This window comes from Brevibacterium sp. 1718 (assembly GCF_051131255.1).
Classification (GTDB): domain Bacteria; phylum Actinomycetota; class Actinomycetes; order Actinomycetales; family Brevibacteriaceae; genus Brevibacterium; species Brevibacterium sediminis.
The window spans coordinates 1,559,805-1,583,948 of the sequence record NZ_CP186550.1; the positions used below are offsets into that span (position 1 = coordinate 1,559,805).

Here is a 24,144-nt window from a genome sequence, read left to right on the forward strand (position 1 = left end):
TATCTGTCTGTTGAGGCTCAGACGCTGCAGTCGGGTCTTCGTCTGTCGGCGATGATGAGCAGCCGGAGGAACACTCCGCCGATGAGCAGGCCGCCGATCAGGTCAGTGGCCCAATGCCAGCCGAGAGCGAAGGACACGACCACGGAATTCACGCTGACCGCTGCGACGCCCCAGCACAATAGGCGCACGGTTCTGGTGGAGACCTTGCCGTAAGTGGCAATGAGGTAGGCGACCGCGCCGTAGATGAGCACGGCTTCGGCCGCGTGCCCGGACGGATAGCTGATTCCGCGGCCGCCGATTTCGATGAGACCGCCTTGGAAGAACCGCGGATCGTGCAGGGTGGTCGCCGGTCGAGCGAGGAGGACCTTGAGTGAACCGATGCCGAGGTAGAAGGCCGCTTCGACAGCGATCGCGAAGACGATCGGTCGCCAGGACCGACGTTTGCGCGACAGCACGATCGCGGTGATCGCCAAGACGGGAAGACAGACTGCCTGGCCTGCGATGGGGTCGAGGATGTGCTGAACGAACCAGACGAGATCGGGTTCGAAGAGATAGAGCCACCGTCGATTGAGCTTGTAGTCCCAGACTCGCAGCGGGCCGGCTGCGGCGAATGTGACGACGATGAAAGCGATCGCCAAGACCCAGATTGAGGTTGCCCAGGACAGCAACCCCTGTGCTCGTTCTGTCCACTGACTGCGATCTGAGGGGTTGCTGATCAGCTTCTCGGATTCGACATAGGGTTCAGCAACCATCAGAGTCGATTTTAGACGGAGTCGACAATCACTTCTGCTGTGGGGGATAAAGAAACGGTGAATTCTTGCGAGGATTCTCTGAAAGTCGCGCCGGTCGATCTATCGGAATCAGTGCCCGCGGGCGCGAACGACCATCGTGGCGATGCGCACGCGATTGTTCGTGTCCAGCTTGACGTTGATTCGATTGAGGTGAGTCTTGACCGTAGCCAGGCTCATGAACGTCTCCTCGGCGATCTCCTGATTCGACAGACCGTCGGCCACGAACTCGGCGATCTGCCGCTCGCGATCGGTGAGTCCGGCCAGCAACTCAACGGCCTCCCTCTGTAGCCGATGGTCGGAGTTCGACCTGACCTTGGCGATGACCTGCCGCATCGACTGCGGGGCGAGAATGGGCTCACCTGCGTGGACCTTGCGGACCGCAGCAGCGAGATCCACAGGGCCGATGTCCTTGAGGAGGTATCCGGCGGCCCCCGCCTCGAGCGCCCTGAAGAGGTGATCGTCGCTGCTCATGCTCGTCAGAGACACCACCTTCGGCGGTCGTACACTGTTGAGCAGACGCTGAGTAGCTTCGATCCCGCCGATTCCGGGCATCCGTATGTCCATGAGCACGACATCGGGAAAATGCAGACCTGCCTGCTCGACGGACTCTTCCCCGCTCAACGCCGAGGCGACGACGTCGATGCCGTCGGCCGCCTGGAGTATCCCCCTGATCCCGGTGATGACCATGGGATCGTCATCGACGACCATGACTCGGATCGGGGCGGCTTGGTTCATGAATGTCACAATACCCGAGGCTGCTGTCACAACTTGTCGCAGCGCTGAAGTCGCTGTTCCACATGGCTCTTTCGGCCGTTGTCGGCAGACGTTCCGGCAGAATGCGAAACAGTCCGGACAGGATCGGAAACAGTCCGGACAGGATCGGAAACAGTCCGGACAGGCTGCGAATCAGTTCGGAGGAGAGAAGGACCGGAAGCTCACCTGGACGTGGAACTCATTGCCGATCACCCCGATCGACGCGTCTCCGCCGAACATCTCGGCGCGCTCCCGGATGCCGACAATCCCGGATCCCGACCCGGTCGACGCCAAGTGCGCTCCGTGCGGCACCGGACTCGTCCCGGGCGGCCCCCACTTCTGAGCGGGCGCACCGGCGCCGGGTTCTCGCGCCGAACCCGGTGCGTATCGGGGGCGAGGCGGAACATCGACCGGGGCTGAACCACGCGGAAGCGGATTGCTCACCGAGATCTGGATTCCGCGAGCTGCCGAGACGGCGACGTCCACCGTCACGGGCACGTTCGGTGCATGCTTCATCGCGTTGGTCAGAGCCTCCTGAACAATGCGAAAGGCCGCACGGTCGAGCGCAGGCGGGCACGAGTCCACGTCCTGGATGACGACGAGGGGGCGGATGACCGTACCGGTGGAGGCCACAGAGGAGATGAGCTCGGGAATCGCTGACATCGTCGCACGGCTCGGAGGCGACGAGATGCCATGGCCAGGCCGCGGACGGGCCAGATCTCCGCGCCTCACACCACCCACCAGATGACGCAGATCCTCCATGGACGCACGGGCCTCCTCCCGCAGGGCAGACGCCGTCGCAGCGACCTCGGGGTCGGTGCGTGCCCCGACCTCAAGGGCACCGGTATGCAGAGATATCACCGACAGTCGGTGGGAGAGCGTGTCGTGAAGCTCGCGTGCCAAGAGCTCTCGCTCCGACTGCCGCGCGATCTCGGCCGTGAGCGACTCATTGCGCAGAGCTTCGCGTTCGGCGATCGACTCGACCGCCCTCATCTTCCGAGTCCGACGCAGAAGCGCACCGACTCCCAGCGCCGTACACAGTCCGATGACTCCGGCAGCGACCGTGATGATTCTGATCGCCAGGTGCGCATCCTCCGGCGGAATGGTCGCCTCGAGCCCGGTGACCTGAGCCGGATCGGGCAGGAAGAAGATGCTGAAGGGATTGTGCTCAGCCGGTGCCAGACACATCCTCACCGTGGAGAACGCGATCAGTCCGGTGCCCACCGCCGAGGCGGTGATCGCCTGCCGCCGGGGTGCTCGGACGACGAGGTGGAAGACCGCAATGAGCAGCATCAGCGCATCGCCCCAACCCGCGGTGAGCAGTCCTCCGGCGACGAAGGGCACCCACGGCCATCGGTGACGGAGGAAGACGAGTCCCCATACGAGGAACAGCAGCAGGACGGCGACGAGTCCGGTGTCGTTGAGTTCCCCGTCGGAGAATGCCCAGGCATTCGCCGTCACCGCCATTGACGAGGTGAAGAACCCGAAGAGGTAGAGAATGACGCCGACGAGGATGCTGCCGGCGATGCGCACGCCGCGCGGGATTCTGCGGCGAGGGGCGGATTGTACTGACACAAGAGAATCGTAACCGCGGGGGCTGACACACGTAGTCCACCTTTCAGCTGGACGGGATCAACCGATCGGCTGGTGCGGTCCAGCCCGATTGCGGACGCGCCGGGGCGCGGACGGGACGAAGCTGGAGCAGTCAGCCAGAACCAGCTTCGAAGGAGCGTCATGTCCCATTCGCGGAATCCCCAGAACACCCCGCAGCAGCCGCAGTCACCACAGCCTCAGCACCAATGGTCCCCGCAGCACCAGCCCCCTCACAGCAACCACCAGCAGCAGCAGCCAGCTCATAACTTCGACCCCCAACAGTGGGCACCAGCACAGAACGCACCTGCCTACGGAGCCGGCGGCTACCCGCAGCAGCCCTACGGCCAGAAGCCGCCGAAGCGGAAGAAGCCGTTGCTGAAGCGCTGGTGGTTCTGGCTGCTCGTCGTCATCGTCATCATCGCCGTTGCCAGCGCGATCGGAGGCGGGGGAGACGACACCAACACTGCGAAGGGCGGCACGTCCGACGCTCAGCAGTCGGGGGAGTCCACGAAGAAGAAGGAGGCCGCCGACAAACCCGCCGAGGAGGCTTCGTACGGTATCGGAGACACCGTGGCCGCCGATGACTGGGAGATCACCGTCGCAGAGGTCGAGGACGGTGTCTCACAGGTCGGCGACGAATTCCTCAACGCCAAGGCACAGGGACAGTTCGTCCAGATCGAACTGTCGGTGAAGAACACCGGATCGGATCCGAACTTCTTCTTCGAAGACGACATCAAACTCGGTGATGAGTCCGGCAACACCTACTCTGCGGACTCAGAAGCCGGTATCTATGCGGCCGAGAACAACATCCTCTTCCTCGAAGAGATCAACCCCGGAAACACCGCCGAGGGTGTCCTCGTCTTCGACGTGCCCGAAGACGCCGACCCGAACAAGCTGACCTTCGCCGGCGGACTGTTCTCCGACCCGGTGGAGATCTCCTTGAAGTGACCTCACCGGTGCAGCTGTTCCGCCCGGGCGATGATCGACCGGGCGGCGCTGACCGTCTGCCCGAGGAATCCGCGCCCGAACAGACGGATATGAGCGAGCAGAGCGAAGAAGCTGTGCGCCGGCAGGTCCTCCTGCCAACCGTCCGGCATCGGGTGGGCCTGTTCGTAGCCGGAGAAGATCTCCTCGAGAAACGGGGCACCGAAAAGGGCGAGCAACGCGAGGTCTTCCAGTCGGTGACCGCCGTGGGCGGCCGGATCGATGAGCGTCACCCCAGTCGGTGTCCACATAAGATTCCCCGCCCACAGATCGCCGTGGACGCGGGCCGGCGTCTCTGCACCCTCACCGCAGATGCCGGCGAAGGCGCCAGACGCGATGGCATCGATCGCCGAGGCGACCGTCGCCCGGTCCTCACCTCTGAGATCCCCGGCAACCGCAGAGGTCAGGGGTCGTAAGCGCTGCCCGACCCAATAGTCGGTGAAATCGTCGACGGGCTCGGCAGGCACCTCGAAGGGACTGTCGAGGGGGCCGAAGAATGACTGCGGGGCCGGTGACCAACCGAAACCGGGAGCACCCGCATCGTGGAGCCCGGCGAGGGCACGACCGAAGGCAGCGGCCGCCTCGGCGTCGGGACCGGTCTCCCGGAGACGGTGCAGCCGCAGAAAATCCGGCCCGTGTTCGAGCACTTCGACGACCGGGACCACATCTGGTTCGGCCAGCCACCTCAGCCCGGCGGCCTCGGCGGCGAAGAAGCCGTCCGGGGCGGACTTCCGCAGTTTGAGGAAATCAGTCATGGCCACAGGTTAGCCGGGGGAACCGTTGTACGTCAGACCTCGGGTCAGTTCCCGAGCTCGGCGAGGAGACCGGCGGCAACCGAAACGAGGTCGCCATTGCCGGTTGCCCGAGTGCCGTCGATGAGGACCGGAGTGTCCTCCAAACCGGTGCGGATGCCGTGGCCGCGCCTGATGGCTCGGGCATTGACGACCCAGGAGGCGATGCCCTCCCCATGGTGGACCTGCGGCAGTTCGATGCCCGCATCGGCAAGGACCCGCTCGATCGCGGCGGCCTCAGCCAAGGCATGATCCGGATCGGTCACAGTGGGTTCGACGAGCACACGTGCGCATCGGTCGGCCAGCCCGGAATCGACGAATGCCGCTGCATCGTCGAGGCTGAGCAGACCTGCCTCGACTCGAACACCGCGCTCGATGAGCAGTTCGCACACTTCGCGAATTCCCGACTCACCTTGATTGGCACTGACGAAGTCAGGCAGCTCGGCCCATTCGGAGATGAGCGTGAGACGGACCTGCGGATCGGGTTCGATTTCGGCCGCGGTGCTCAAAGAGATCGGAATGCCCGGGCACGCGGCACGCACCTCACGAATCGTGGCCGAGACCGGTTCGGCATGAAAGGTCTGCCGGCCGGTCGCATCGAAGGGGTGGAGGTGGATGACCTGAGCACCTGCTGCCACGGCGGCGGCCGCCTCGGCGGCGATGGACTGCGGTGTCCGCGGAGTCGCCGGGTGGTCGCGATCACCGTTGAGGGCGGCATGCAGCAGCGGTTCGTGCGAAGCTGATCCGTTCATCTGTCCACTGTCTCGCATTCGTGACGGCGAGTACAGGTCCCTTCTGCAAGACCGTGAGAAGTCAGCCTCGAATCACTGCGAAGACACCGCGCGGGCACGCCCCGATCATGATGGGGTTCGGTGCGGCGTGTTGTTCGGAATGAGCCCGAATGACGGCAGATGTCGTGCAAGGATGAACCATCCTCGACCGAGGTGTCTCACATGGTAATAGGAGCTCAAATGGCTTTCGTCCTCTGGATCATCGCAGCGATCCTCGTCATCTCCGGCATCTTTGCGATCTTCCGCAAACAGCTGCTGTGGGGAATCGTCCTCATCGTCGTCGGCTGCCTCGTGGGGCCGGGCGGAGTCAGCCTCTTCACCTGACCGTCAGGTCACGGACTGTCCCCTGCCCTGGCTGAGGTCATAGGGTGATCCCAGAGTCTGCCCAGCATCGAGACAGACCCGGAGAGAAAAGGGGCGCCCACGCGTGACAGAGACCGGAGACCTGAGTACTGCCGGGGCGCAGAACGGCCATTCGTGCTGCGCCCCGGCGACCAGCCGCGCCGAGGCGGTGGACAGTCATGTTTCGCACCCTGGTGCTGATCCTGCCGTGAATTCGGAGTCGGAGCCCGAGTTCAGCTTCGACTTCGTCACCGCCGGCGGCACCTTCGACATGGGCGATCCCTTCGGCGACGGGCATCCCGCCGACGGTGAGGGGCCACGTCACCGCGTGAACCTCACCGAATTCGAGATCGCGACGACAAGCGTGACGAATGATGATTTCGCCCGGTTCGTCGCTGACACGGGGTTCGTCACCACCGCGGAGCGTCTGGGGACCTCAGCGGTCTTCGCCATGCTCTTGGAGACCAATCCGGGAGCAGAAGCTCACATCCTCGGTCAGGCTCCAGGCGTGCCCTGGTGGGTCGAAGTCTCCGGGGCGAACTGGGCCGCACCCGAAGGTCCGGGATCGACCATCGACAACCGAAGAGACCATCCTGTCGTCCACATCAGCTGGGACGACGCCCAGGCCTATTGTGCGTGGTCCGGGACACGGCTGCCGAGCGAAGCCGAATGGGAGCTCGCCGCTCGCGGGGGCCTCAAGGGCCGCCGCTATCCGTGGGGCAATCGGCTGCTGACCGACGGGGAATGGAACTGCAATATCTGGCAGGGCGAGTTCCCGCGTACGAACACCCTCGACGACGGCTTCATCGGCACCGCACCGGCCCGACACTTCGCGCCCAATGGGCTTGGCCTGTTCAACACCGTCGGCAATGTATGGGAATGGTGCGCCGACTGGTTCACCCGCGACTACTACCAGCATTCCCCGCAGTCCGATCCCCAGGGCCCCGACATCGGAGACAAGCGGATCATGCGCGGAGGATCGTTCCTGTGCCACGACTCCTACTGCAATCGCTACCGGGTGGCCGCCCGCTCCTCGAACACTCCGGACTCATCGGCGTCGAACATCGGATTCCGAGTCGTCCGAAAAGCACACTGAGCTCAGTCCCGGAGCTCCGCACCGAGGCGGCTCATCAGACACTCCGTCTCGACCGACAGCGTCTTGAGAGCGAACGCCACAGTCTCACGGGCATCCGCTCCGGTCCGGGTCACGGCCGTGATGTGCCGTGACGGGGCATTGTCACCGCTGATGGGGATTCGGCGCACCGGATGAAGATCCTGCGAGCGCGACATCCTAGACGCCACACATACTCCGAAGCCGCCGTGGACGAGGGCGGTTCCCGTGTTCCAGTCATCGGCGAAATGCCCGATGCGGGGTGCGAACCCGGCCGCCGCACAGCTGGCCATGACGAGCTGGTGGTAGCCCGTGCCCGGCCTGCCCAGAATCCATATCTCATCGACGGTGTCGGCGATCGTGACCTGTGCGCGGTCCGCTAACGGGTGGTCAAGGGGAACCATGAGGTCGAACGGGTCGTCGATGAGGAAGTGGTGGCTGAACCGATCATCACCGCCGGCGGGGATGTCGGGAGCCGCTACGACGATGCCGATATCGGCATCTCCGGAGAGCAGGTAGTCGTAGCATTCGCCGGGTTCGGCTTCGATCGTCTGAGTCTGCATATGCGGGAACTGCCGGTTGAGAGCCCGCATCGTCGGCGGCAGCAGCAGACTGGCGGCGGTGGAGAAACCGCACAGTCCCAACGAGCCGGACACAGTCTCGGAGTAGCGACCGAGATCGGCCAGCGCCATCTCCCACTCCGCCGACATCACATCGACATGGCGCAGCAGCGCCTCGGCAGCCGGGGTGAGCCTGACATTGCGCCCGTGCTGTTCGAGCAGTGTCACTCCGAGCTCGGCAGCGAGCTGTTTGACCTGGTGGGACACCGTCGACGGCGAGTAGCGCAGTGAGTGTGCCGCGGCAGTGACCGTGCCGTGTCGCTGGATCATGCTCAACATGGTGAGCCGACTGTCGATCATGTGCTCCTATCGAATGGTTTCGTGGGGTTTCTTACGATAGACAACAATACTCTCGTGGCTCCATCATGGAATCGACAGGGCGATGCGAATAATCACCAGGAGGTCGCAGAGCAGACTCGGAGACGCAGCCGCAGTCACCGAGGGAACAGATGACGACGCGAAGAGACGGAGGTTCCGTTTGGCCGAGAACGCACGTATCAGAGGGACGAGGCGACAGCTGTGGTTCGGCGCGTTGGTTCTGCTCATTCTCTCGGCAGCCGCGAACATGGCCAGCCCTCTGTATCCGCTGCTGCAAGAGGCCCACGGGATGTCGGAGTCCATGATGACTTCGCTCTATGCGACCTATGTCTTCAGCTGTCTGCCGTCGCTGCTGCTGTTCGGCTCGGCTGCTGATGCGTTCGGCCGCAAGCCGGTGCTGCTGGCGGCGATCGCCCTGGTCGGCTTCGGCACTGCGGTCTTCGGGATCGAGACGGCGGGAATCGCCGGTCTGTTCATAGGTAGGGCCCTGGTCGGCATCGGACTCGGGCTGGGCACCGGCGCCGGAATCGCTCTCATGGTCGAGGCCTCACCGGCGCGGCGAGTCTGGTTGGGGTCGACTCTGGCGACGATCTCGTTCGTCTTGGGGTCCGGACTCGGCCCGATACTTGCAGGCGTCGTGTCATCGCTGTCGACGGCGCCGCTCGCTCTGCCGTTCCTCGTCATGGTGTTCCTGATCGTCATCGTCATGGTTCTCATCGCGATGATGCCGCTGCAGCGGCCGATCACTCGGCAGCGGTGGAGGCCGACCTGGCCGTCAGTGCCCGGCGCCATGCGCACTAGCTTCAACATCGCCGCTCTGACCGGATTCATCGGCTGGACGGCGCTCGGCCTCTTCCTTGCTCTGCTGCCTTCGATGGCGCAGTCGATCATTCCGAGCTCGGGCACCCTGACCTCCGGCCTCATCGTCGGCTCGGTTCTCGTCGTCTCGGCCGCGAGCCAACTGATAGCCCCGAAGTTCCAACCGCGGGCGGCTCAGACCCTGGGGCTGACGCTCATGGGGCTCGGGGCAGCACTCCTGCTGTCATCGAATCTGCCCGAGATCAGTCCCGCGGCGGTGAAGGTCATCATGGTGTTCGCGGCCGTGGCCACTGGCATCGGGCACGGGCTGAGTTACTGGGGAGCCAATCGGGAGATCGACGTGCTCACTCCGCCGAAGAACCGAGCCGGCATCTCCGCGGCACTCTATCTCGCCTTCTATGCCGGGGCCGGTGCTCCGGCTGTCGTCGTCGGAGTGCTGGCGCTGAGTATGCCGCTGGTCATCGGCACGATGATCTTCACCTTGGCCCTGCTGCTGGCGACGATCGTCACGATTCCGGTTCCGAGTCTCTCCCAGACGGTGATTCGGCAGTCGAAGGCTGCGGTTGCGGTACCGGATGCCGAACCCGCATCTGCTCTCGGCGACGTCGACGCCGAACGTTTCGACAGCGGATACGGCGGCTCCGGCCGCGACAGCGGGACCGCCTCGGCCGGGCACTCGGCCGCCCGATAGACTGCGAGTCATGTCGAGAATCACCTGCCCCGAACTGAGCACGAAGACCGTCACCGCTGAGGAGGCGGCCCGCCATATCGACAATGGCCAACGTGTGGCGATGAGCGGCTTCACCGGTTCCGGGTACCCGAAGGCAGTGCCGGGGGCGGTGGCCACACGTGCTCAGGCCGCCCACGACCGTGGTGAGGACTTCCGGATCGAACTGTGGACGGGAGCATCGACCGCGCCGGAACTCGACGGGGTACTCGCCGAAGCGAACGCGGTGAGCAAACGGCTGCCGTTCCAATCCGATCCGGCGATGCGGGCCTCGATCAATTCCGGTGACACCGCGTATGTCGACACTCACCTCAGCCATTCGGCTCAGCAGGCGTGGTTCGGCTTCTACGGCAACCTCGACGTCGCCGTCGTCGAAGTCGCGGCGATCCTGCCCAACGGTCTGCTGGTTCCCGGCAGTTCCGTCGGGAACTCGAAGACATGGCTCGACCTGGCCGACAAGGTCATCCTCGAGGTCAACGACTGGCATCCGCGCGGCTACGAAGGCTTCCACGATGTCTACTACGGAACCCGGCGTCCGCCCGAGCGGCTGCCGATCCAACTGTTCGAGCCGATGCAGCGCATCGGTGACCCCTATCTGCGTGTCGACCCGGCGAAGGTCGTCGCCGTGGTGGAGACGAACGCTCCGGACCGGAACCTGCCGTTCAAACCTGCCGACGAGGACTCGAAGGAGATTGCCGGCCACCTCGTTGATTTCCTCCGCCATGAGATCGCCGCAGATCGGCTGCCGCCGGAGCTGCTGCCGCTGCAGTCAGGCGTCGGCAATGTCGCCAATGCGGTGATGGGCAATCTCGCCGACAGCGAGTTCGCGGGACTGACCGCCTATACGGAAGTCATCCAGGACGGAATGCTCGACCTCATCGACAGCGGAAAGCTCACCTCGGTGTCGGCGACGGCGTTCTCACTCTCGGCCGAACGGGCAGCGGACTTCAATGACCGGATCGAGTCGTACAAGGGCAGGATCCTGCTGCGCACCCAGGAGATGTCGAACCACCCAGAAGCCATCCGCCGACTCGGCATCATCGCCATCAACGGAATGGTCGAGGCCGATATCTACGGCAACGTCAACTCCACGCATGTGACCGGTTCGTCGATCATCAACGGCATCGGCGGCTCCGGTGACTTCGCCCGCAACGCCTACCTCAACTTCTTCGTGTCGAATTCGCAGGCCAAAGCGGGAGCGATCTCTGCGATCGTGCCGTTCGCCAGCCATATCGACCACACCGAACACGACACTCAGATCTTGGTCACCGAACGGGGCCTGGCCGATCTGCGCGGACTGCCGCCGGTGGCCAGGGCACGGAAGATCATCGACAACTGCGCCCACCCGGACTACCGGGACCGTCTCACCGACTACCTCGAACGTGCGATCGCGGCGAACCCGACCGGTCGGCATACCCCGCACATCCTCGCCGAGGCTCTGTCCTGGCACGAGAAGTTCATCACGACCGGGCACATGTGAGCGGCAGCGGGGCCCCGACCCCGCCGGTTCAGCCGCTTATCACGGTCGGCACCGCGGCGACCACCCAGGCGAGTCCTGGCCCGATGAGGCACATGAGGCCGGCGTAGCCGATCATCTGTCTGTAGTAGCGGTCGCGGATGCTCGGATGGACATTGGCCAGGAGCATCGCGCCGTTGGTCGAGAACGGACTGATGTCGACGATGGTCGCGGCGATCGCCAGCGCCGCGACGAACCCTCCGACATGCACGTCGCCCGACTCGAGGAACGGCACCGCCAGGGCGATGACGACACCGATGATCGCTAAGGACGACGCCAGCGCGGAGATCAGGCCGGACATGTAGAACAGCAGCAGCGCCGCCAGCAGGGGGACGCCGATCGCTGAGATGCCGGCCGAGACCCATTCGACGGTTCCGGCCTCCTGCAGCACGGCGATGTAGGTGAGCACTCCGCAGATGAGGATGACGATCGACCATGAGACCTTCGACAGCGCGGCCTTGCCTGCGGCCGGGTCGATGGCGGCGAGCACTACCGAGATCGTGATGGTCACCAGGCCCACATCCCAGCTGAAGATGATCACGGACAGCGCCATTGCGATGAGCCCGATCAGGGTCGGGATCTGAGAGCGTGTGAGACGGATGGTCGTTCCGCCGTCGGATTCGGACCCTGGGTGGGGGTGAGCCCCATCTGCCTCCGCGCGCAGTCCTGGCCGGCGACGGAGGACGAACCAGACAACGACCGCGAAGACGGTATTGAAGATGAACGGGGCGAGGAACAAGGTCAGCGGCGCAGGGGTGAGGCCGTTCTTCGTCAGATAGTCGTTGATGAAGATGCCGTAGACGCTGATGGGCGAGAACGCGCCGGCCAGGGCGCCGTGGACGACGAGCAGACCGACCATGAACTGATTGATCCCATGACGCCGCGCGAACGACAGTGCCAGCGGCGCGATGATGGCCACGGCGAAGAGCGCCCCGAGCGAGATGAGGACAGCTGTCAGCGCGAAGAAGATCCAGGGCATGAGTCCGATGCGCCCGCCGACGAGCTTCACGCACCAGCGGACGATCACTTCGATCGCGCCGTTGTTCTGGGCGAAGCCGAAGAGGTAGGTCAGGCCGACGAGCGTAAGGAAGAGGTCGACGGGAAATCCTGCGAGGAACTCTTCGGGCATCTGGTGCAGGACGAGGCTGCCGACGCCCGCGGCCGCGATGAAGCCGAGCAGGCCCATATTGATGTCCCGCCAGGTTCCGATGACGAACATCAGTCCGAGGACGATTACGCAGATCAGTTCTGCACTCATGGGTTCAGCTTCTCCTTCGAACGTCAGCCGCGGAATGTCCGGCGGCACATGGGCATGCGACTCAAATTAATGCATGTCACCTGGTGCGATCAGGTCCATTCGGCATATGAACTCACAGCGACGTTCAGCGGAAGGACTCAGTTGCCGATTCGCCGCTTCGTATAACAGAGGGCAGAATTCGTCCATCGCGGATAGTGCGGACGATCACAGACTCGTTAGTGTGTCATTCAGCTTCATCGGGCCGCACGAGAGTCGTCTGGACTCAGCGCGGCATCCTCCGTTTCTCAGTCTGCGAAAGGTCGCCGTCGATCATGAACGAATCCACACCGGAGCCCAGCGAATCCGATGTGCTCACGGCCGCCTCGGCGATCGTCGATGCCTTCGCCGCCACGGACACTCAGTCGTATTTCTCCCGATTCGCCGAGGACGCCTCGTTCGTCTTCCACCCCGAAGCGCGACGCCTGAACACTCGTGCGGAATATGAAAGGGAGTGGGCTTCGTGGTTGGCCGACGGCTTGTCAGTGGCCGCCTACGCCTCATCGGACCAGCTCGTCCAGACCTTCCCCGGCGGAGCCGTGTTCTCCCACACCGTTGATACGACCGTGAACACCGCAGACGGGCGGGAATCATACCGGGAACGCGAATCGATCGTCTTCCGCCGCCTCGGTGACGGTGAACTCATCGCCATCCACGAACACCTCTCCACGGTCCCGGACCCTGCCGACGGCTCGTCGGCGGCTGGTCCCAGTGCCGCCGAAAACAAGCCCGGCGCCGAGGAGGGCGCGCAGTGAACTGGTACCGCCGTTTGGAACAGCGATTGGAATCCGGCCACGATTCCGGAGTCATCCGCGGAACCCTGAGCGGGGGACGGATGTTCATGATCTGGCTGGCCGCGAACCTAGTCGTCACGACCCTGTTGACCGGAACCCTGTTCGTCCCCGGCGTCGACTTCACCACAGCGGTCATCGTCATCATCGTCGGCACGCTCATCGGCACCATCGTGCTCACGCTCATCGGCAACATCGGCACCCGCACGGGCCTGGCGACCATGGCCATCACCCGCGGTGCCTTCGGCGCCAAGGGCAGCTTCCTGCCGGTCGCCGCCAACGTCATCATCCTCATGGGATGGAGCTGGGTGCAGGCCATGTTGGCGGGAATCAGCGTCAACTACGTCGTCGCCCAGACGACGGGATTCTCCAACCCGATACTCTTCTCCGTGCTCTGCCAGGCGCTCGTCGTCGGACTGGCGATCCTCGGCCACGAAGGGATCGAGAAGGCCGAACCCTGGTTCGCTCTTCTCATCCTGCTGGTCATGGCCTATGTCTTCGTCATCGCGTTCACGGGACACTCACCCGGAGAATACGCAGGAATCGAGAGCCTGCCGGAGCTCGAGTTCACTCCGGTCCTCGCACTCGATATCGTCATCTCCACAGCCGTCTCCTGGACCGTGCTCTCCGGCGACCTCAACCGTTTGGCCGGGACTCAGAAGGCCGGAATCGTCGGATCGGGTCTGGGCTACCTGACCTCGACCGTGCTGGCGATGCTGCTGGGTCTCACCGCGTTCAGCTTCATCCTGCTCGACGGGGGAGACCCGGCCGAATTCGACCCGACGGCCCTAGCCGCGGAATTCGGATGGGCGCTGGCCATCGTCATCTTCCTCTCCGTCATGGCCACGAACACGATGGTTGTCTACGGAATGGTCAACTCCGTCGTCGGCGCACAGAGCAGGACGAAGCTGAAGTTCCTGCCGACGGCCCTCATCCTCGGCGCGATCTCGATCATCGGATCGACCTGGCTGGCCCTGCTCGATCAGTACACCGACTTCCTCACGATGATCGGGGCGTTCTTCGTCCCCGTCTTCGCCATCCTCATCGTCGACTACTACATCATCAAACGCGGTGCCTACTCACCCGACATCCTCAAGGACTCCGGCGGCCTCTACTCCTACACCCGCGGAGTCAACTGGGTGGCCGTCGGGGTGTGGGTCCTCGGGGCGTTGGCGTCCTATGTGCTCACCTACGCCTATCCCAGCCCGATCGGAGCGACGATCCCGTCCTTCGCCATCTCCTTCGTGCTCTACCTCGTGCTGTCCTGGGGCAGCCGAGCGAAGTTCGCGGGAACTCGGCATGCGCACCTGGCCGACGGGATCCGCGGAAGCTGAACGGGGAGTTCTCGGTTCCGGGCCGGGAACTGACCACTATGTGCCGTTCACAGTTGATGAAGCAGCACAGGCGCTATGATCGCAACGGTCGGCCGGAATCACAGAAGGGAACCGGGTGTCTGTGATGGTAGTCTTCGACAGGTTCATGCCCCCGAACCGTCGACTCAACCCCGAGGCGCTGGCCTGGGTCGCGGTGATCGTGCTTGCCATCGTCATGCTCGCGGTGGAATCGTCGATCGCCGTCTCGGTCAACGAGGCCCCCGTCGCATTGGCCTTCGTGGTCACCATCGTCCATGTCGGGTCCATGCCGCTGTCCATGCTGCGACCGCTCTTCGGAACGATCATGTCGATCGCCGCCTGCACTGTGCTGCCGCTGCTGGGGCCGCTCGTGTCGGGTGTGCCGTGGCCGTGGATGGTTCCGATGATGATCACTCAGATCGTCATCATCCTCATCATCGGCCTCCGCGCCCACTGGGGAGTGGCCCTGGCCGCACTGCTCGGCAGCATCGCAGGTTCGGCGGCCGCGGTGCTCATCACTCATCTGCTCGTCGCAGACACCCGTACTGACGGTGCCATCGTCAACATCCTCATCTACTCCTGCATCGCCGGAGGCGTCTACCTCGCCGCGGTCATCATCCAGCAATGGCAGCTCATCCGCTCCCAACTGGTCCAGGAGAAGGAGAACACCGCGGAGGAGCACTCCAAACGCGTGACCATCGAGGAGAAGGCCCGCATCGCCAGGGAACTCCACGACATCGTCGCCCACAGCATGTCGATCATCAACATCCAAGCCTCCAGCGCACCGTTCCGCCATGCCGGGATCGACTCAGAAGTGGCCAAAGAGTTCGAAGACATCTCCACCTCAGCCCGCACAGCGCTGACCGAGATGCGCGGACTGCTCAGCGTCCTGCGCAACGATGAAGGCGGAGGCGAACTGGCGCCGCAGCCGAAGTTCTCCGAGATCGACCCGCTCATCGAGAAGGCCCGACAGGCCGGAGTGCAGGTCACCGTCGAACGCAGCGGCGAACCGATCGACCACCTCATGCGCGACAGCACCGGACTCGCCGGCTACCGCATCATCCAAGAAGCCCTGAGCAACGCGATCCGCCACGCCCGCAACTCCGCCATCGCCATCCGTATCCGCGGTGGCAGCTCAGCCGTCTGGATCAGCGTCACCAATGACCACGGCGACGGTCCCGGCGAGGCCGCGAAACACGAGAAGCACAGCCGGCAGGGACTGATCGGCATGCGCGAACGGGCAGCCTCCGTCGGTGGGGAGATCCGCAGCGGAGCCACTGCCGACGGAGGCTTCGAAGTCGAAGCAGTGCTGCCGCTTTCGCCCCGCGAACGCTCGACCGACGACGGTGAACCGAGCGCCGACACACCGGTCACGGACACTTCGGCCACGGACAAGGAGACCCCATGATCAGGATCGTCATCGCCGATGACCAAGCGATGGTCCGCGCCGGCTTCGCCGCGCTGCTGAGCGCTCATGCAGATATCGAGGTCATCGGACAGGCCGAAGACGGTGCACACTGCGTCGAGCTCGTCGCCGACCTTGGCCCCGATATCGTCCTCATGGACGTCCGAATGCCGCTGATGGACGGAATCGAAGCAACCCGCACGATCGTCGCCGCGAATGCCGAGACCCGGATCATCATGCTCACCACCTTCGACATCGACGACTATGTCTTCGATGCCATCCGCGCCGGGGCCAGCGGTTTCCTCCTCAAGGATGCCCCGCCCAGTGAACTCGCCGAGGCGGTCCGCATCGTCGCCGGAGGCGAAGCGCTCCTGGCGCCGAGCGTGACGAAACGGGTCATCGAACACTTCGCCACCGGAGGACAGAAGCCCAACCGCACAGCGCTGCCCGAACTCACCGACCGAGAACGCGAGATCCTCATCCAAGTCGCCCGCGGAGCGTCCAACACGGAGATCGCGGCGAGTCTGCACATCGCAGTGCAGACCGTGAAGACCCACGTCTCCCGGATCCTATACAAACTCGATGCCCGAGATCGCGCCCAAGCAGTCATCGCCGCCTACGAATCAGGTCTCATCGTCCCCAACAGCTGAGTTCTGCACCTGTCCTCACCTCGGACCCCCTACCCGAGTAGGGGGTGAAGAACGGCTCCCAGGGGTGACGAAAAACGGCGCGGGCATCCATACGGTGGGAACCATGAACCCGTCTGACCTCATGACTTCCGAACCGTCTTCCTCAACTGCGACCGAACTGTCGACTCCGGCACCGGATCGGGCCACGCGGGCCGCAGTGCTCGAACGCAGGCGAGCGAAGAGGGGAACCGCCGAACAGGAATTCACCAGCGACTTCAGCGCGCTGATGGCGCAGGTCAAAGAAGCGGGCCTGCTGGCCAGACGGCCGGGCTGGAACACCCTGCGCTTCGTCCTCCTCGGACTCGGCTACGTCGCATCCTTCGCCATGCTCTTCCTCATCGGTGAGAGCTGGTGGCAGATGGCGACCGCAGTCGTCTTCGGTGCACTGTTCACCCAGACCGCCTATGTCGCCCATGACGCAGCACACCGGCAGATCTTCACCAGCGGAAAAGTGGGGGAGTGGGTGTCGACGATCATCGGCAACCTCTTCATCGGACTGAGCTACGGATGGTGGCTGAAGAAGCACAATGCGCTTCACCACGCCAATCCGAACAAGGCCGGAGTCGACGGAGACATCGCTCCTGGCGCCCTCGTCTTCACTCCCGAGGATGCACGTGAACGCACAGGCCTGGCCAAATGGTTCGCCGCACGTCAGGGCTGGTTCTTCCTGCCGCTGCTGACCCTGGCCGGCCTCCAGCTGCACGTCGAATCCGTCAAAGCCATCGTCCGGGGACAGTCGTCGATCAAACGCCGTTGGATCGAAGGCGTCTTCATCGGAATCCGCCTCATCGGGTTCCCCGCGCTCGCCATCTGGGCGGCAGGTCCTCTCATCGGCAGCGTCTTCTTCCTCGTCCAGCTCGCCGTCTTCGGCGTGCATATGGGCGGATCATTCGCCCCCAACCACAAAGGACAGCCGATCGTTCCCAAAGATGTGAAGATCGACTTCCTGCGCCGTCAGACGCTGATGTCACGCAATATCTCCGGCGGTCGCTTCATGGGATTCCTCATGGGCGGTCTGAACTATCAGATCGAACACCACCTGTTCCCCAGCATGCCGAGCGTCAACCTGCACCGGGTGCAGCCGATGGTCCGCGAATACTGCCGCCAGAAGGACATCACCTACACCGAGACGACTCTGCTCGAGTCCTACAAGATCATCATCGCCTACCTCAACCGGGTGGGCCTCGGCGAAGCAGACCCCTTCGACTGCCCCGTCACCGCGCAGTTCCGGTCGCGCTGACCGGCGGGCCTTATTCGGTTCGCACCGAGGGACCGTCGGGGGAAACTCAGGTGAGGTGATCGTGGTCGCCGGAGACCCATTCGGCATAGCGTTCTGATGAGGTCTGCACTGCAGAGTGTGCCCCGGAACCGATCGACTGACCGAAGTTGCCGTACATGCGGTCGAAGTCGAGATCGATCACCGAAGCGGCGATGCGCCTGACGACCGTGGCCGACAACGGCAGATAGTTCGGGAAGCTGCGCATGAACGTCACCCACCCCGATCGCGCCACCGGACCGATCGAATCGCCGCTGAGCATGACCCCGGCGCCGTCGGCGCCCGTCCAGACTGCCACCGCACTGCCGGGGAAATGACCTCCCGTCCTCCGGAGCCTCACCCCAGGCACCGGCTCCGCCTCGTGGAAATAGGGGCAGACGGCCCGGCCGGTCCGCTGCACCCATTCGAGGTCGGCCCGGCACACGAAGACGGGAGCTCCATCGAATGCGGCACTCCATTCCAACTGGGTGCCGAACATGTGCGGGTGGCTGGCGGCGATCGCCGCAACTCCGCCGAGGTCCCGGATCGCCGCGACCGCCTCGGCGTCGATATAGGCGGGAACATCGAAGAGCACATTGCCGGAATCGGTGCACACGAGATAGCAGGTCTGCCCGATCCCGAGCTTCGGTTCGACGCGGATGGCGAAGAGACCAGGTTCCCGCTCCGCGGTGGCGATGCGGTGGCCCTCGGATTCGAGGTCTGCCCGAGTCGTCCACTGTTGGCCGGAGGCAGGAACCCATTGCCGATCGTCCTCGCAGATCGGACACAGCTGTGGTGGAGGCGTCGTCGTCTCCACCCCGCAGGTGCGGCAGATCGTCACATCGGAAAATGCCACCATGTCATCCTCTCGGTTCCACAGAGGAAACCACAGACTCCCACCGAGCCTAGTCCTCACATGAAGTGAAGACCAGGATCGATGGGAGTCCAACGACGCGGCAGCTTGTCAGTGGGCGGCCGTGTGCGCCTTCCTGTGGGCGAGGACGTGGCCGACGAGGATGAGCGCGATGCCGACGACGAGCCAGGCGCTGAGCACCCACCACTGGAGAGCCGACGGCGCGTCAGGGAAGTAGGAGAGATCGCGCAGCAGCGTGCCCGCCGCTCCGGGCACGAAGAACTGACCGATATCGCCCCAGGAGCCGGCGAGGAACTCCTTCGGCTGATTGAGCGAGGCGATCGGATTGCCGATGAGCATGGTGAGCACTGCACCGAACGCGATGCCGGCAGGTCCGATGAGGGAGACGAAGCCGTTGATCAGGCCGACCGTGGCCGCGATCGACAAGCCGATCGCCAGGGCATTGATCGCGAAGTTCCCCTGCAGGATCCCGAACCAGGTCTGCATGATCAGGGCCAGTGCCAGTCCTCCGACGACTCCGTAGACGATGGTGCCGACCAGGCGCATCCGCCGTGAACGGATGCCCATGCTGGTGAGCACACCGCCGACGATGCCGCCAAGGGTCAACGGCAGACCCGCGATGGCCAGTCCCGCACCGGAGGGATCGTCGTCGGAGAGCGGCACGACGTCGGTGATCTTCACCTGCGGAACCTCCGTCGCCAAGGCGGCCGGATCGGCGCCGTCTCCGGCCGGGTTGCCCTGCGGCGGGGCCTGACCGGAGGCAGCGGCCTCGAGAGCCTTCTGCATCTGCTCCTGCATCTTCTTCGTGCCTTCCTGGAGGCCCGAGATCGCCTGTTGGTCGATGTTGTGCTGCATCTGGGTGCCGATTCCGCTGAGCTGCTGCGCGACAGCAGGGGAGGCGGCCTTGGCGATGAGGATCTCCGGTTCGTCCTCGAGGACGAAGGCGCCGTAGACCTCTCGCTGTTCGATGAGGTTCACCGCCTCGGCGCGTGAGTCGACGGTCTTGAGATCGAGCATGCCGTCCGGGGCGTTCTCAGCGATCTGGTCGATCTGCTCTTCGTCTCCGACCGCTGCGATCGGCAGGTCTTTGGGGTCCGAGGTCACGGTCGGCCAGCTGAAGGCGAGCATGACGAGGCTGACGACGGCGGCGGCGAGGACGGCGACGAGGATCGCGCGTCCGAACTGTGGGGGAGCGGCCTGCGCCGCCTTCTCCGGTGTCTCGCTCACCGCCGAGTGGTCGGCCTTGTCTTCTCTGCTGAGTATCTGGGTCGGCATGTCTGTCCAATCATCGAAAACGAATACTCGTTCATTATGAATCGATCCGGTAGGATATATCAAGAATGGTCATTCGTTTTTTGGGGGAGATGTGCCGAAGGTCACCGAGGAGCATAAGAGTGCGATGCGTGCCAGGATTCAGGATGCGGCGCTGGCCTGCTTCGCGCGCAGAGGGTTCGCCGGTGCGTCGATGGCCGACATCGTCAGGGAAGCGGGCCTGTCGGCCGGAGCGGTCTACGTCTACTACGCGTCGAAGGCAGACCTGATGATCGACGTCGCCCGCCGGGTGATGGCGCCGCGCATGGCGGTGCTCGAGGCGGCCAAGTCCGGAGGTGAGGTGACGGCTCCTGCGGAGGTGTTCGTCGAGATCATCGATTCACTGCTCATCGACAACCCGTTCTCACCGGTGATGGTTCAGGTGTGGGGTGAGTCCTCCTACGACATGGAGTTCGCGAATTTCGCCAGGGGTACCTTCGAAACGCTCATCGCAGAGTTCACCGACTACCTCGCTCTCTACCTGCAGGACCAACGGGGAGTGGATGCAGAGACCGCGCGGGCTCGGGCCGCGGTTCTGGTGCCCGGCCTGCTGGCCATGATCCAGGGCGCCGTCGTCCAGTCGACCGTCTTCGGCGAATCCTCCAGGGTGCGGGTCCGTGCTGGAATCGAAGCCGTGCTCTCCAGCATCGAGTTCTGAGTCAGCGTCGATTTCTGAGTTCGTCGGCTGCTCAGACGGAATCGCCGTCGTCATCGACCGAGTGGACGCGGTCTTCGCGCATGCTCACCGTATCGACGCCGCTCAGTTCCATGAGCGGGGCGACGAGCAGGTGCAGAGGCCGCTTTCCGTCGAACCTCACATCGACCTGCACCATCCGCGTCTCGTCGGGGGACTCGAAGCGGCGCGAATCGACGATGGTATTCGCAAAACCAATTCGACCGGCCAGAGCGAGGATCTCGCGGAGGACACCGGCCCCGTCGTGGTAGGTGATGCGCAGGAGTTTTCGATGGTCGCTGTTGGGGATCTTGCGGATGAGAGGCGCGATGACGAACAGCGTGAACAGGTGCAGAGCAGTGAGCATCGCGGCCAAGGGCAGCATTCCCGCACCGCAGGCCATTCCGACGGCCGCGGTGACCCAGATCGTTGCGGCGGTGGTGAGTCCGCGGACCATGTTGCGTCCTTTGAAGATGACTCCGGCGCCGAGAAAGCCGATTCCGGAGACGATCTGCGCGGAGATCCGTGAAGGGTCGAGGCGGACGTCGTTCTCGAGCACTCCGGCGAATCCATACGCGGAGATCAGAGTGAAAGCGCAGGTGCCGATGCCCACGAGCACGTGGGTGCGGTACCCGGCGGCCTTCTGCCTGAACTGCCGCTCGAAGCCGATGAGGGAACACAGGACGAAGCTGGCCAGCAGCAGGCCGGCTTCCAGCAGGCCGGTGCTGCTCATGATGTTCTCAAGCGACGCGGAGTTGACCATAGTGCCTTCACCATAGCCCCACACCCAACGAACAACCCCCAATTACTACCTGACGGCGGCCCGGCAACCTCGCGCGAGGTTGCTGGGCCGCCGTCAGGTAGCAGGTCAGACTGTGGAGGGGATTGACTACTCGTGAGGTCTGCGGCTGCGGGCCTGACCGTCGCCGGCTGTCGGGGCTCGGCGATCCGACTCCTGCGCGTCGGTGCCGTCGTCGACGATGGAGCCTTGAACGGTCTGGTACGACTCCTGGCTGGGCGCGGAGTCCTGATCGGCCGCCTCGGCGTCGGACTTCGCATGATCCGGGGACATGCCCAACGCCAATGCCTGCTTCCGTTGTTCCTTGGCGATCTCTCGCTCGCGTTCGAGGTGGAGATTGCCGAAATCATGGGCCGTGCGCGGCGGTTTGATGCCATCGATGAGGAAGACGAGAGCCAGCGACACCAGTCCCCACAGGCCGAGGACCTGCAGATGTTCGGTCACGACATCGCCGTCGAAATACAGGATCGAGCGGATGGTCTCGACCGAGGCGGCCATCGGCAGAAAATCGTGCAATGTGGCGAAGAACTTCGGCACCATATACTGCGAGAGGGCTCCGTTCGACGACGGCACGCCGGCGAACATGAGCGTGCCGATGACCGGGATGATCGCGAACATGCCCAAGAGCCTTTCGAAGACCATGGCGAACATGGAGATGCAGGCGATGGCGATGATGCCGGCACCCCACAGCGCCGCGAAATGCCCGTCGACGGCTCCTGTGATCGGACCGGCGATGGTCGCGACGATCAGCGACATAAACGGTGCGTAGACGACGATGATCGGCAGCATCCGCTTCAGCGGCCTGGTCCACGGGTTGGCGTTAGCGGCAACGATGACGACCATGAAGCCGGCGAGGATCCATCCCATCGCCACGTACATCACAACCACGCCGTTCTTGTCCCGATCGGGCAAGGGCTTCAGGTCGTCGACCGTGAGATCGGAGTCCTGCGCCTGAGCCACCTGTTCGAAGACCTGTACGGCCACACGGTAGGAAGCGTTGTTGCCGGCCTGGTTGGCCAAGAGCTCGAAATCCGGATTCTTCTCGCTGGGTAGGACGAGCGCGGCGACCTCATCGCGGTTCTCCACGAGCCGACGGGCTTCGCCCTTGTCATCGAGCGCGGTGAACTCGAACTTTCCGTCCATCTGCTCATCGAGCTGCTTGATCGTGTCTTCGGCCTGTTCGACCGAGGACCCGACGACCGCGACCGGCATGTCCTTCGGCGTCGGCGAATGCATCGCTCCGAGCATGAACGTGATCATCATGGTCACCATCGCCAGCGGGAAGAGGGTCAGCGAGATGTAGCGCATGAGCTTCGTATCCGGCCTCCGGCCGCCGTGGATCGCTGCCACATTGACATCCAGCGGCACAGGGTGTTCATTGCGCTTGGCGTAGAAGTGGTCGTAGACCTTCGTCAGCAGCAGACCGGCCACCGCGCCGAGGGCGAGGACGAACAGGTGTCCGGTGACTCCGTTGCCGTCGAAGTAGAGCACGGAGCGCAGGGACTCGCCGATCGCCGGCATCGGCAGGAACTCGTGGGTGAAGCGGAAGAACTTCGGCATGCTGTACACCGGCATCGCCATATTCGACGACGGCATGCCGAGGACCATGAGGAAGAGGATCCCGAGAATCACACCCAGTGCCCCGACGAGGCGGGTGATGAAGAGCTGGACGGAGGAGATGGCGAAAACGCCCAGCCAGGCGATGCCGAGGACGGCCGCCGTGTCCTTGACATCGACGACATCGAGGATCGGGCAGGCCACGGTCCACACGAGGCCGGCGATGGCAGCCGACCACCCGGCGAGGATCGGCACGATGCGTTTGAACTTCAGCAGTTCAGGCGAATTCGACCGCAGAACGCTGAAGGGCATGTAGCCGGCCATGACGATGGAAGTCATGAGGAACATCGCCGCCATCCCGGACGGATCGTTGTCCGGCAACGGGACGATGTCGTCGGTGTTGACCGTGAAACCGTCTTCAGCGAGCGCGGGACGCACGAGCTGCTCGACGGTGGTCGACTGTTGGATCCCGGCTCCGCTGGCGGTGACGATCGTCGCGGTATCGCCCTTGACGATGATCGCCGCCGAGGCCTCCCTGTCATAGACGTCCTGGCGGGCGTCGTAGACATCATCGGTCGTCTCGATTTCGAAGGCGTCGGGTTCGGCGCCGTTGATCGCAAATGCCACATCATCGGCCTTGGCCGATGACCCCGCCACCACGATGGGCATGTCGTTGGCTTCGGGGGAGTGCATCGTCCCCAGGTAGCTCGTGATCATCATGCCCACGAAGATGAGCGGCATGAGGAAGATCGCAACGGTGCGGCCGATGAATTCGGCCTTCGCGCGTTTGGCCGCTGCTTGGTCCTCGGTGGTCGCAGTCGAGCCGGCCTCGGAGTCGGAAGCCGGGTGCGATGTCGGGTGCTCGGACTCGAGGGCCTCTTTTCTCGTTCGCGGTTGGCTATCGGACATTGTCGTCCCCTTCAAGGATCGGAAATCGTGTGATCCTCGTCGACCACGGTGAACTTCGCCAGTTTAAGACACGTGACTT

The 24,144-nt window shown here is 63.9% G+C and carries 22 protein-coding genes; 11 read left to right on the top strand and 11 right to left on the bottom strand.

What is annotated here, in order from left to right; genetic code table 11:
* Positions 1 to 17 precede the first annotated feature (17 nt).
* The 3 genes from ACOZ9V_RS06900 to ACOZ9V_RS06910 all read right to left on the bottom strand — a co-directional run bounded on the left by ACOZ9V_RS06900 (position 18) and on the right by ACOZ9V_RS06910 (position 3,119).
* Positions 18 to 752, bottom strand: a complete 735-nt coding sequence (locus ACOZ9V_RS06900) for a phosphatase PAP2 family protein (protein WP_229663878.1) — start codon at positions 750 to 752, stop codon at positions 18 to 20.
* 108 nt (positions 753 to 860) lie between these two features.
* Positions 861 to 1,526 (bottom strand): response regulator, encoded by a 666-nt coding sequence (locus ACOZ9V_RS06905; RefSeq protein ID WP_181270345.1) that lies wholly within the window; start codon positions 1,524 to 1,526, stop codon positions 861 to 863.
* A 171-nt stretch (positions 1,527 to 1,697) separates the two neighbouring features.
* Entirely contained in the window at positions 1,698 to 3,119 is a 1,422-nt protein-coding gene (locus tag ACOZ9V_RS06910) for a sensor histidine kinase (protein ID WP_434594682.1), read from the bottom strand.
* 159 nt (positions 3,120 to 3,278) lie between these two features.
* On the opposite strand from ACOZ9V_RS06910, the gene ACOZ9V_RS06915 reads away from it, so the two are divergent.
* Positions 3,279 to 4,085: a DUF4352 domain-containing protein gene (locus ACOZ9V_RS06915; RefSeq protein ID WP_434594685.1), complete on the top strand. Its 807-nt coding sequence runs from the start codon at positions 3,279 to 3,281 to the stop codon at positions 4,083 to 4,085.
* Between the two features lie 2 nt (positions 4,086 to 4,087).
* On the opposite strand, the gene ACOZ9V_RS06920 is transcribed toward ACOZ9V_RS06915, so the two are convergent.
* Both ACOZ9V_RS06920 and ACOZ9V_RS06925 read right to left on the bottom strand, forming a co-directional pair.
* On the bottom strand, positions 4,088 to 4,876 hold the full coding sequence (locus ACOZ9V_RS06920) for a fructosamine kinase family protein (protein ID WP_181270347.1): 789 nt from the start codon (positions 4,874 to 4,876) through the stop codon (positions 4,088 to 4,090).
* A 44-nt stretch (positions 4,877 to 4,920) separates the two neighbouring features.
* Positions 4,921 to 5,664: a 3-keto-5-aminohexanoate cleavage protein gene (locus ACOZ9V_RS06925; RefSeq protein ID WP_181270348.1), complete on the bottom strand. Its 744-nt coding sequence runs from the start codon at positions 5,662 to 5,664 to the stop codon at positions 4,921 to 4,923.
* Positions 5,665 to 5,883: 219 nt separating this feature from the next.
* Between ACOZ9V_RS06925 and ACOZ9V_RS06930 the strand changes: the two genes are divergently transcribed.
* Positions 5,884 to 6,027, top strand: coding sequence for a GPGG-motif small membrane protein (locus ACOZ9V_RS06930; RefSeq protein WP_167443931.1), 144 nt, complete (start codon positions 5,884 to 5,886; stop codon positions 6,025 to 6,027).
* Positions 6,028 to 6,130: 103 nt separating this feature from the next.
* Positions 6,131 to 7,141, top strand: coding sequence for a formylglycine-generating enzyme family protein (locus ACOZ9V_RS06935; RefSeq protein ID WP_434594690.1), 1,011 nt, complete (start codon positions 6,131 to 6,133; stop codon positions 7,139 to 7,141).
* A gap of 2 nt (positions 7,142 to 7,143) precedes the next feature.
* Here ACOZ9V_RS06935 and ACOZ9V_RS06940 read toward each other — a convergent pair whose 3' ends face one another.
* Positions 7,144 to 8,076 carry a LysR family transcriptional regulator gene (locus ACOZ9V_RS06940; protein WP_434594693.1) on the bottom strand — a complete coding sequence of 311 codons (933 nt, stop codon included), beginning with the start codon at positions 8,074 to 8,076 and terminating at the stop codon, positions 7,144 to 7,146.
* A 178-nt stretch (positions 8,077 to 8,254) separates the two neighbouring features.
* Between ACOZ9V_RS06940 and ACOZ9V_RS06945 the strand changes: the two genes are divergently transcribed.
* Together ACOZ9V_RS06945 and ACOZ9V_RS06950 are read left to right on the top strand one after the other, a co-directional pair.
* Positions 8,255 to 9,604 (top strand): MFS transporter, encoded by a 1,350-nt coding sequence (locus ACOZ9V_RS06945; RefSeq protein ID WP_181270350.1) that lies wholly within the window; start codon positions 8,255 to 8,257, stop codon positions 9,602 to 9,604.
* 10 nt (positions 9,605 to 9,614) lie between these two features.
* Complete coding sequence (locus ACOZ9V_RS06950; protein WP_434594697.1) at positions 9,615 to 11,120, top strand: acetyl-CoA hydrolase/transferase family protein; 1,506 nt, start codon at positions 9,615 to 9,617, stop codon at positions 11,118 to 11,120.
* Positions 11,121 to 11,148: 28 nt separating this feature from the next.
* On the opposite strand, the gene ACOZ9V_RS06955 is transcribed toward ACOZ9V_RS06950, so the two are convergent.
* Positions 11,149 to 12,414, bottom strand: coding sequence for an SLC13 family permease (locus ACOZ9V_RS06955; RefSeq protein WP_434594700.1), 1,266 nt, complete (start codon positions 12,412 to 12,414; stop codon positions 11,149 to 11,151).
* A gap of 311 nt (positions 12,415 to 12,725) precedes the next feature.
* On the opposite strand from ACOZ9V_RS06955, the gene ACOZ9V_RS06960 reads away from it, so the two are divergent.
* From ACOZ9V_RS06960 to ACOZ9V_RS06980, 5 genes are all read left to right on the top strand, one after another.
* Positions 12,726 to 13,205, top strand: a complete 480-nt coding sequence (locus ACOZ9V_RS06960; RefSeq protein WP_434594703.1) for a YybH family protein — start codon at positions 12,726 to 12,728, stop codon at positions 13,203 to 13,205.
* Complete coding sequence (locus ACOZ9V_RS06965) at positions 13,202 to 14,575, top strand: purine-cytosine permease family protein (RefSeq protein ID WP_229663881.1); 1,374 nt, start codon at positions 13,202 to 13,204, stop codon at positions 14,573 to 14,575. Before ACOZ9V_RS06960 ends, ACOZ9V_RS06965 begins: the two co-directional genes overlap by 4 nt.
* A 145-nt stretch (positions 14,576 to 14,720) precedes the next feature.
* A complete protein-coding gene (locus tag ACOZ9V_RS06970; RefSeq protein ID WP_420097366.1) occupies positions 14,721 to 16,001 on the top strand; it encodes a sensor histidine kinase in 1,281 nt (426 codons plus the stop codon).
* The gene (locus ACOZ9V_RS06975; protein WP_139469577.1) at positions 15,998 to 16,648 is read left to right on the top strand and encodes a response regulator; all 651 of its coding nucleotides are present in this window, start codon (positions 15,998 to 16,000) and stop codon (positions 16,646 to 16,648) included. The genes ACOZ9V_RS06970 and ACOZ9V_RS06975 overlap by 4 nt, the downstream gene beginning before the upstream one ends.
* A gap of 103 nt (positions 16,649 to 16,751) precedes the next feature.
* Positions 16,752 to 17,927, top strand: coding sequence for a fatty acid desaturase family protein (locus tag ACOZ9V_RS06980; RefSeq protein WP_434594707.1), 1,176 nt, complete (start codon positions 16,752 to 16,754; stop codon positions 17,925 to 17,927).
* 46 nt (positions 17,928 to 17,973) lie between these two features.
* Here the strand turns inward: ACOZ9V_RS06980 and ACOZ9V_RS06985 are convergent, their stop codons facing one another.
* Both ACOZ9V_RS06985 and ACOZ9V_RS06990 read right to left on the bottom strand, forming a co-directional pair.
* On the bottom strand, positions 17,974 to 18,801 hold the full coding sequence (locus tag ACOZ9V_RS06985; protein ID WP_434594710.1) for a hydrolase: 828 nt from the start codon (positions 18,799 to 18,801) through the stop codon (positions 17,974 to 17,976).
* Positions 18,802 to 18,906: 105 nt separating this feature from the next.
* Positions 18,907 to 20,091: an ABC transporter permease gene (locus tag ACOZ9V_RS06990; protein ID WP_434594713.1), complete on the bottom strand. Its 1,185-nt coding sequence runs from the start codon at positions 20,089 to 20,091 to the stop codon at positions 18,907 to 18,909.
* Positions 20,092 to 20,215: 124 nt separating this feature from the next.
* Here ACOZ9V_RS06990 and ACOZ9V_RS06995 point away from each other — a divergent pair, with 124 nt between their 5' ends.
* Entirely contained in the window at positions 20,216 to 20,785 is a 570-nt protein-coding gene (locus ACOZ9V_RS06995; protein ID WP_434594716.1) for a TetR/AcrR family transcriptional regulator, read from the top strand.
* A gap of 31 nt (positions 20,786 to 20,816) precedes the next feature.
* Here the strand turns inward: ACOZ9V_RS06995 and ACOZ9V_RS07000 are convergent, their stop codons facing one another.
* Together ACOZ9V_RS07000 and ACOZ9V_RS07005 are read right to left on the bottom strand one after the other, a co-directional pair.
* Positions 20,817 to 21,563, bottom strand: a complete 747-nt coding sequence (locus tag ACOZ9V_RS07000) for an MgtC/SapB family protein (protein ID WP_434594719.1) — start codon at positions 21,561 to 21,563, stop codon at positions 20,817 to 20,819.
* A 126-nt stretch (positions 21,564 to 21,689) separates the two neighbouring features.
* Positions 21,690 to 24,065: an ABC transporter permease gene (locus ACOZ9V_RS07005; RefSeq protein ID WP_434594722.1), complete on the bottom strand. Its 2,376-nt coding sequence runs from the start codon at positions 24,063 to 24,065 to the stop codon at positions 21,690 to 21,692.
* Between the last annotated feature and the right edge of the window lie 79 nt (positions 24,066 to 24,144).

Coding starts and splice junctions, on each gene's coding strand:
- ACOZ9V_RS06900 (WP_229663878.1), bottom strand. CDS start 752: ATGGTTGCTGAACCCTATGTCGAATCCGAGAAGCTGATCAGCAACCCC.
- ACOZ9V_RS06905 (WP_181270345.1), bottom strand. CDS start 1,526: ATGAACCAAGCCGCCCCGATCCGAGTCATGGTCGTCGATGACGATCCC.
- ACOZ9V_RS06915 (WP_434594685.1), top strand. CDS start 3,279: ATGTCCCATTCGCGGAATCCCCAGAACACCCCGCAGCAGCCGCAGTCA.
- ACOZ9V_RS06920 (WP_181270347.1), bottom strand. CDS start 4,876: ATGACTGATTTCCTCAAACTGCGGAAGTCCGCCCCGGACGGCTTCTTC.
- ACOZ9V_RS06925 (WP_181270348.1), bottom strand. CDS start 5,664: ATGAACGGATCAGCTTCGCACGAACCGCTGCTGCATGCCGCCCTCAAC.
- ACOZ9V_RS06930 (WP_167443931.1), top strand. CDS start 5,884: ATGGCTTTCGTCCTCTGGATCATCGCAGCGATCCTCGTCATCTCCGGC.
- ACOZ9V_RS06940 (WP_434594693.1), bottom strand. CDS start 8,076: ATGATCGACAGTCGGCTCACCATGTTGAGCATGATCCAGCGACACGGC.
- ACOZ9V_RS06950 (WP_434594697.1), top strand. CDS start 9,615: ATGTCGAGAATCACCTGCCCCGAACTGAGCACGAAGACCGTCACCGCT.
- ACOZ9V_RS06955 (WP_434594700.1), bottom strand. CDS start 12,414: ATGAGTGCAGAACTGATCTGCGTAATCGTCCTCGGACTGATGTTCGTC.
- ACOZ9V_RS06960 (WP_434594703.1), top strand. CDS start 12,726: ATGAACGAATCCACACCGGAGCCCAGCGAATCCGATGTGCTCACGGCC.
- ACOZ9V_RS06970 (WP_420097366.1), top strand. CDS start 14,721: ATGCCCCCGAACCGTCGACTCAACCCCGAGGCGCTGGCCTGGGTCGCG.
- ACOZ9V_RS06975 (WP_139469577.1), top strand. CDS start 15,998: ATGATCAGGATCGTCATCGCCGATGACCAAGCGATGGTCCGCGCCGGC.
- ACOZ9V_RS06980 (WP_434594707.1), top strand. CDS start 16,752: ATGAACCCGTCTGACCTCATGACTTCCGAACCGTCTTCCTCAACTGCG.
- ACOZ9V_RS06985 (WP_434594710.1), bottom strand. CDS start 18,801: ATGGTGGCATTTTCCGATGTGACGATCTGCCGCACCTGCGGGGTGGAG.
- ACOZ9V_RS06990 (WP_434594713.1), bottom strand. CDS start 20,091: ATGCCGACCCAGATACTCAGCAGAGAAGACAAGGCCGACCACTCGGCG.
- ACOZ9V_RS06995 (WP_434594716.1), top strand. CDS start 20,216: ATGCGTGCCAGGATTCAGGATGCGGCGCTGGCCTGCTTCGCGCGCAGA.
- ACOZ9V_RS07000 (WP_434594719.1), bottom strand. CDS start 21,563: ATGGTCAACTCCGCGTCGCTTGAGAACATCATGAGCAGCACCGGCCTG.
- ACOZ9V_RS07005 (WP_434594722.1), bottom strand. CDS start 24,065: ATGTCCGATAGCCAACCGCGAACGAGAAAAGAGGCCCTCGAGTCCGAG.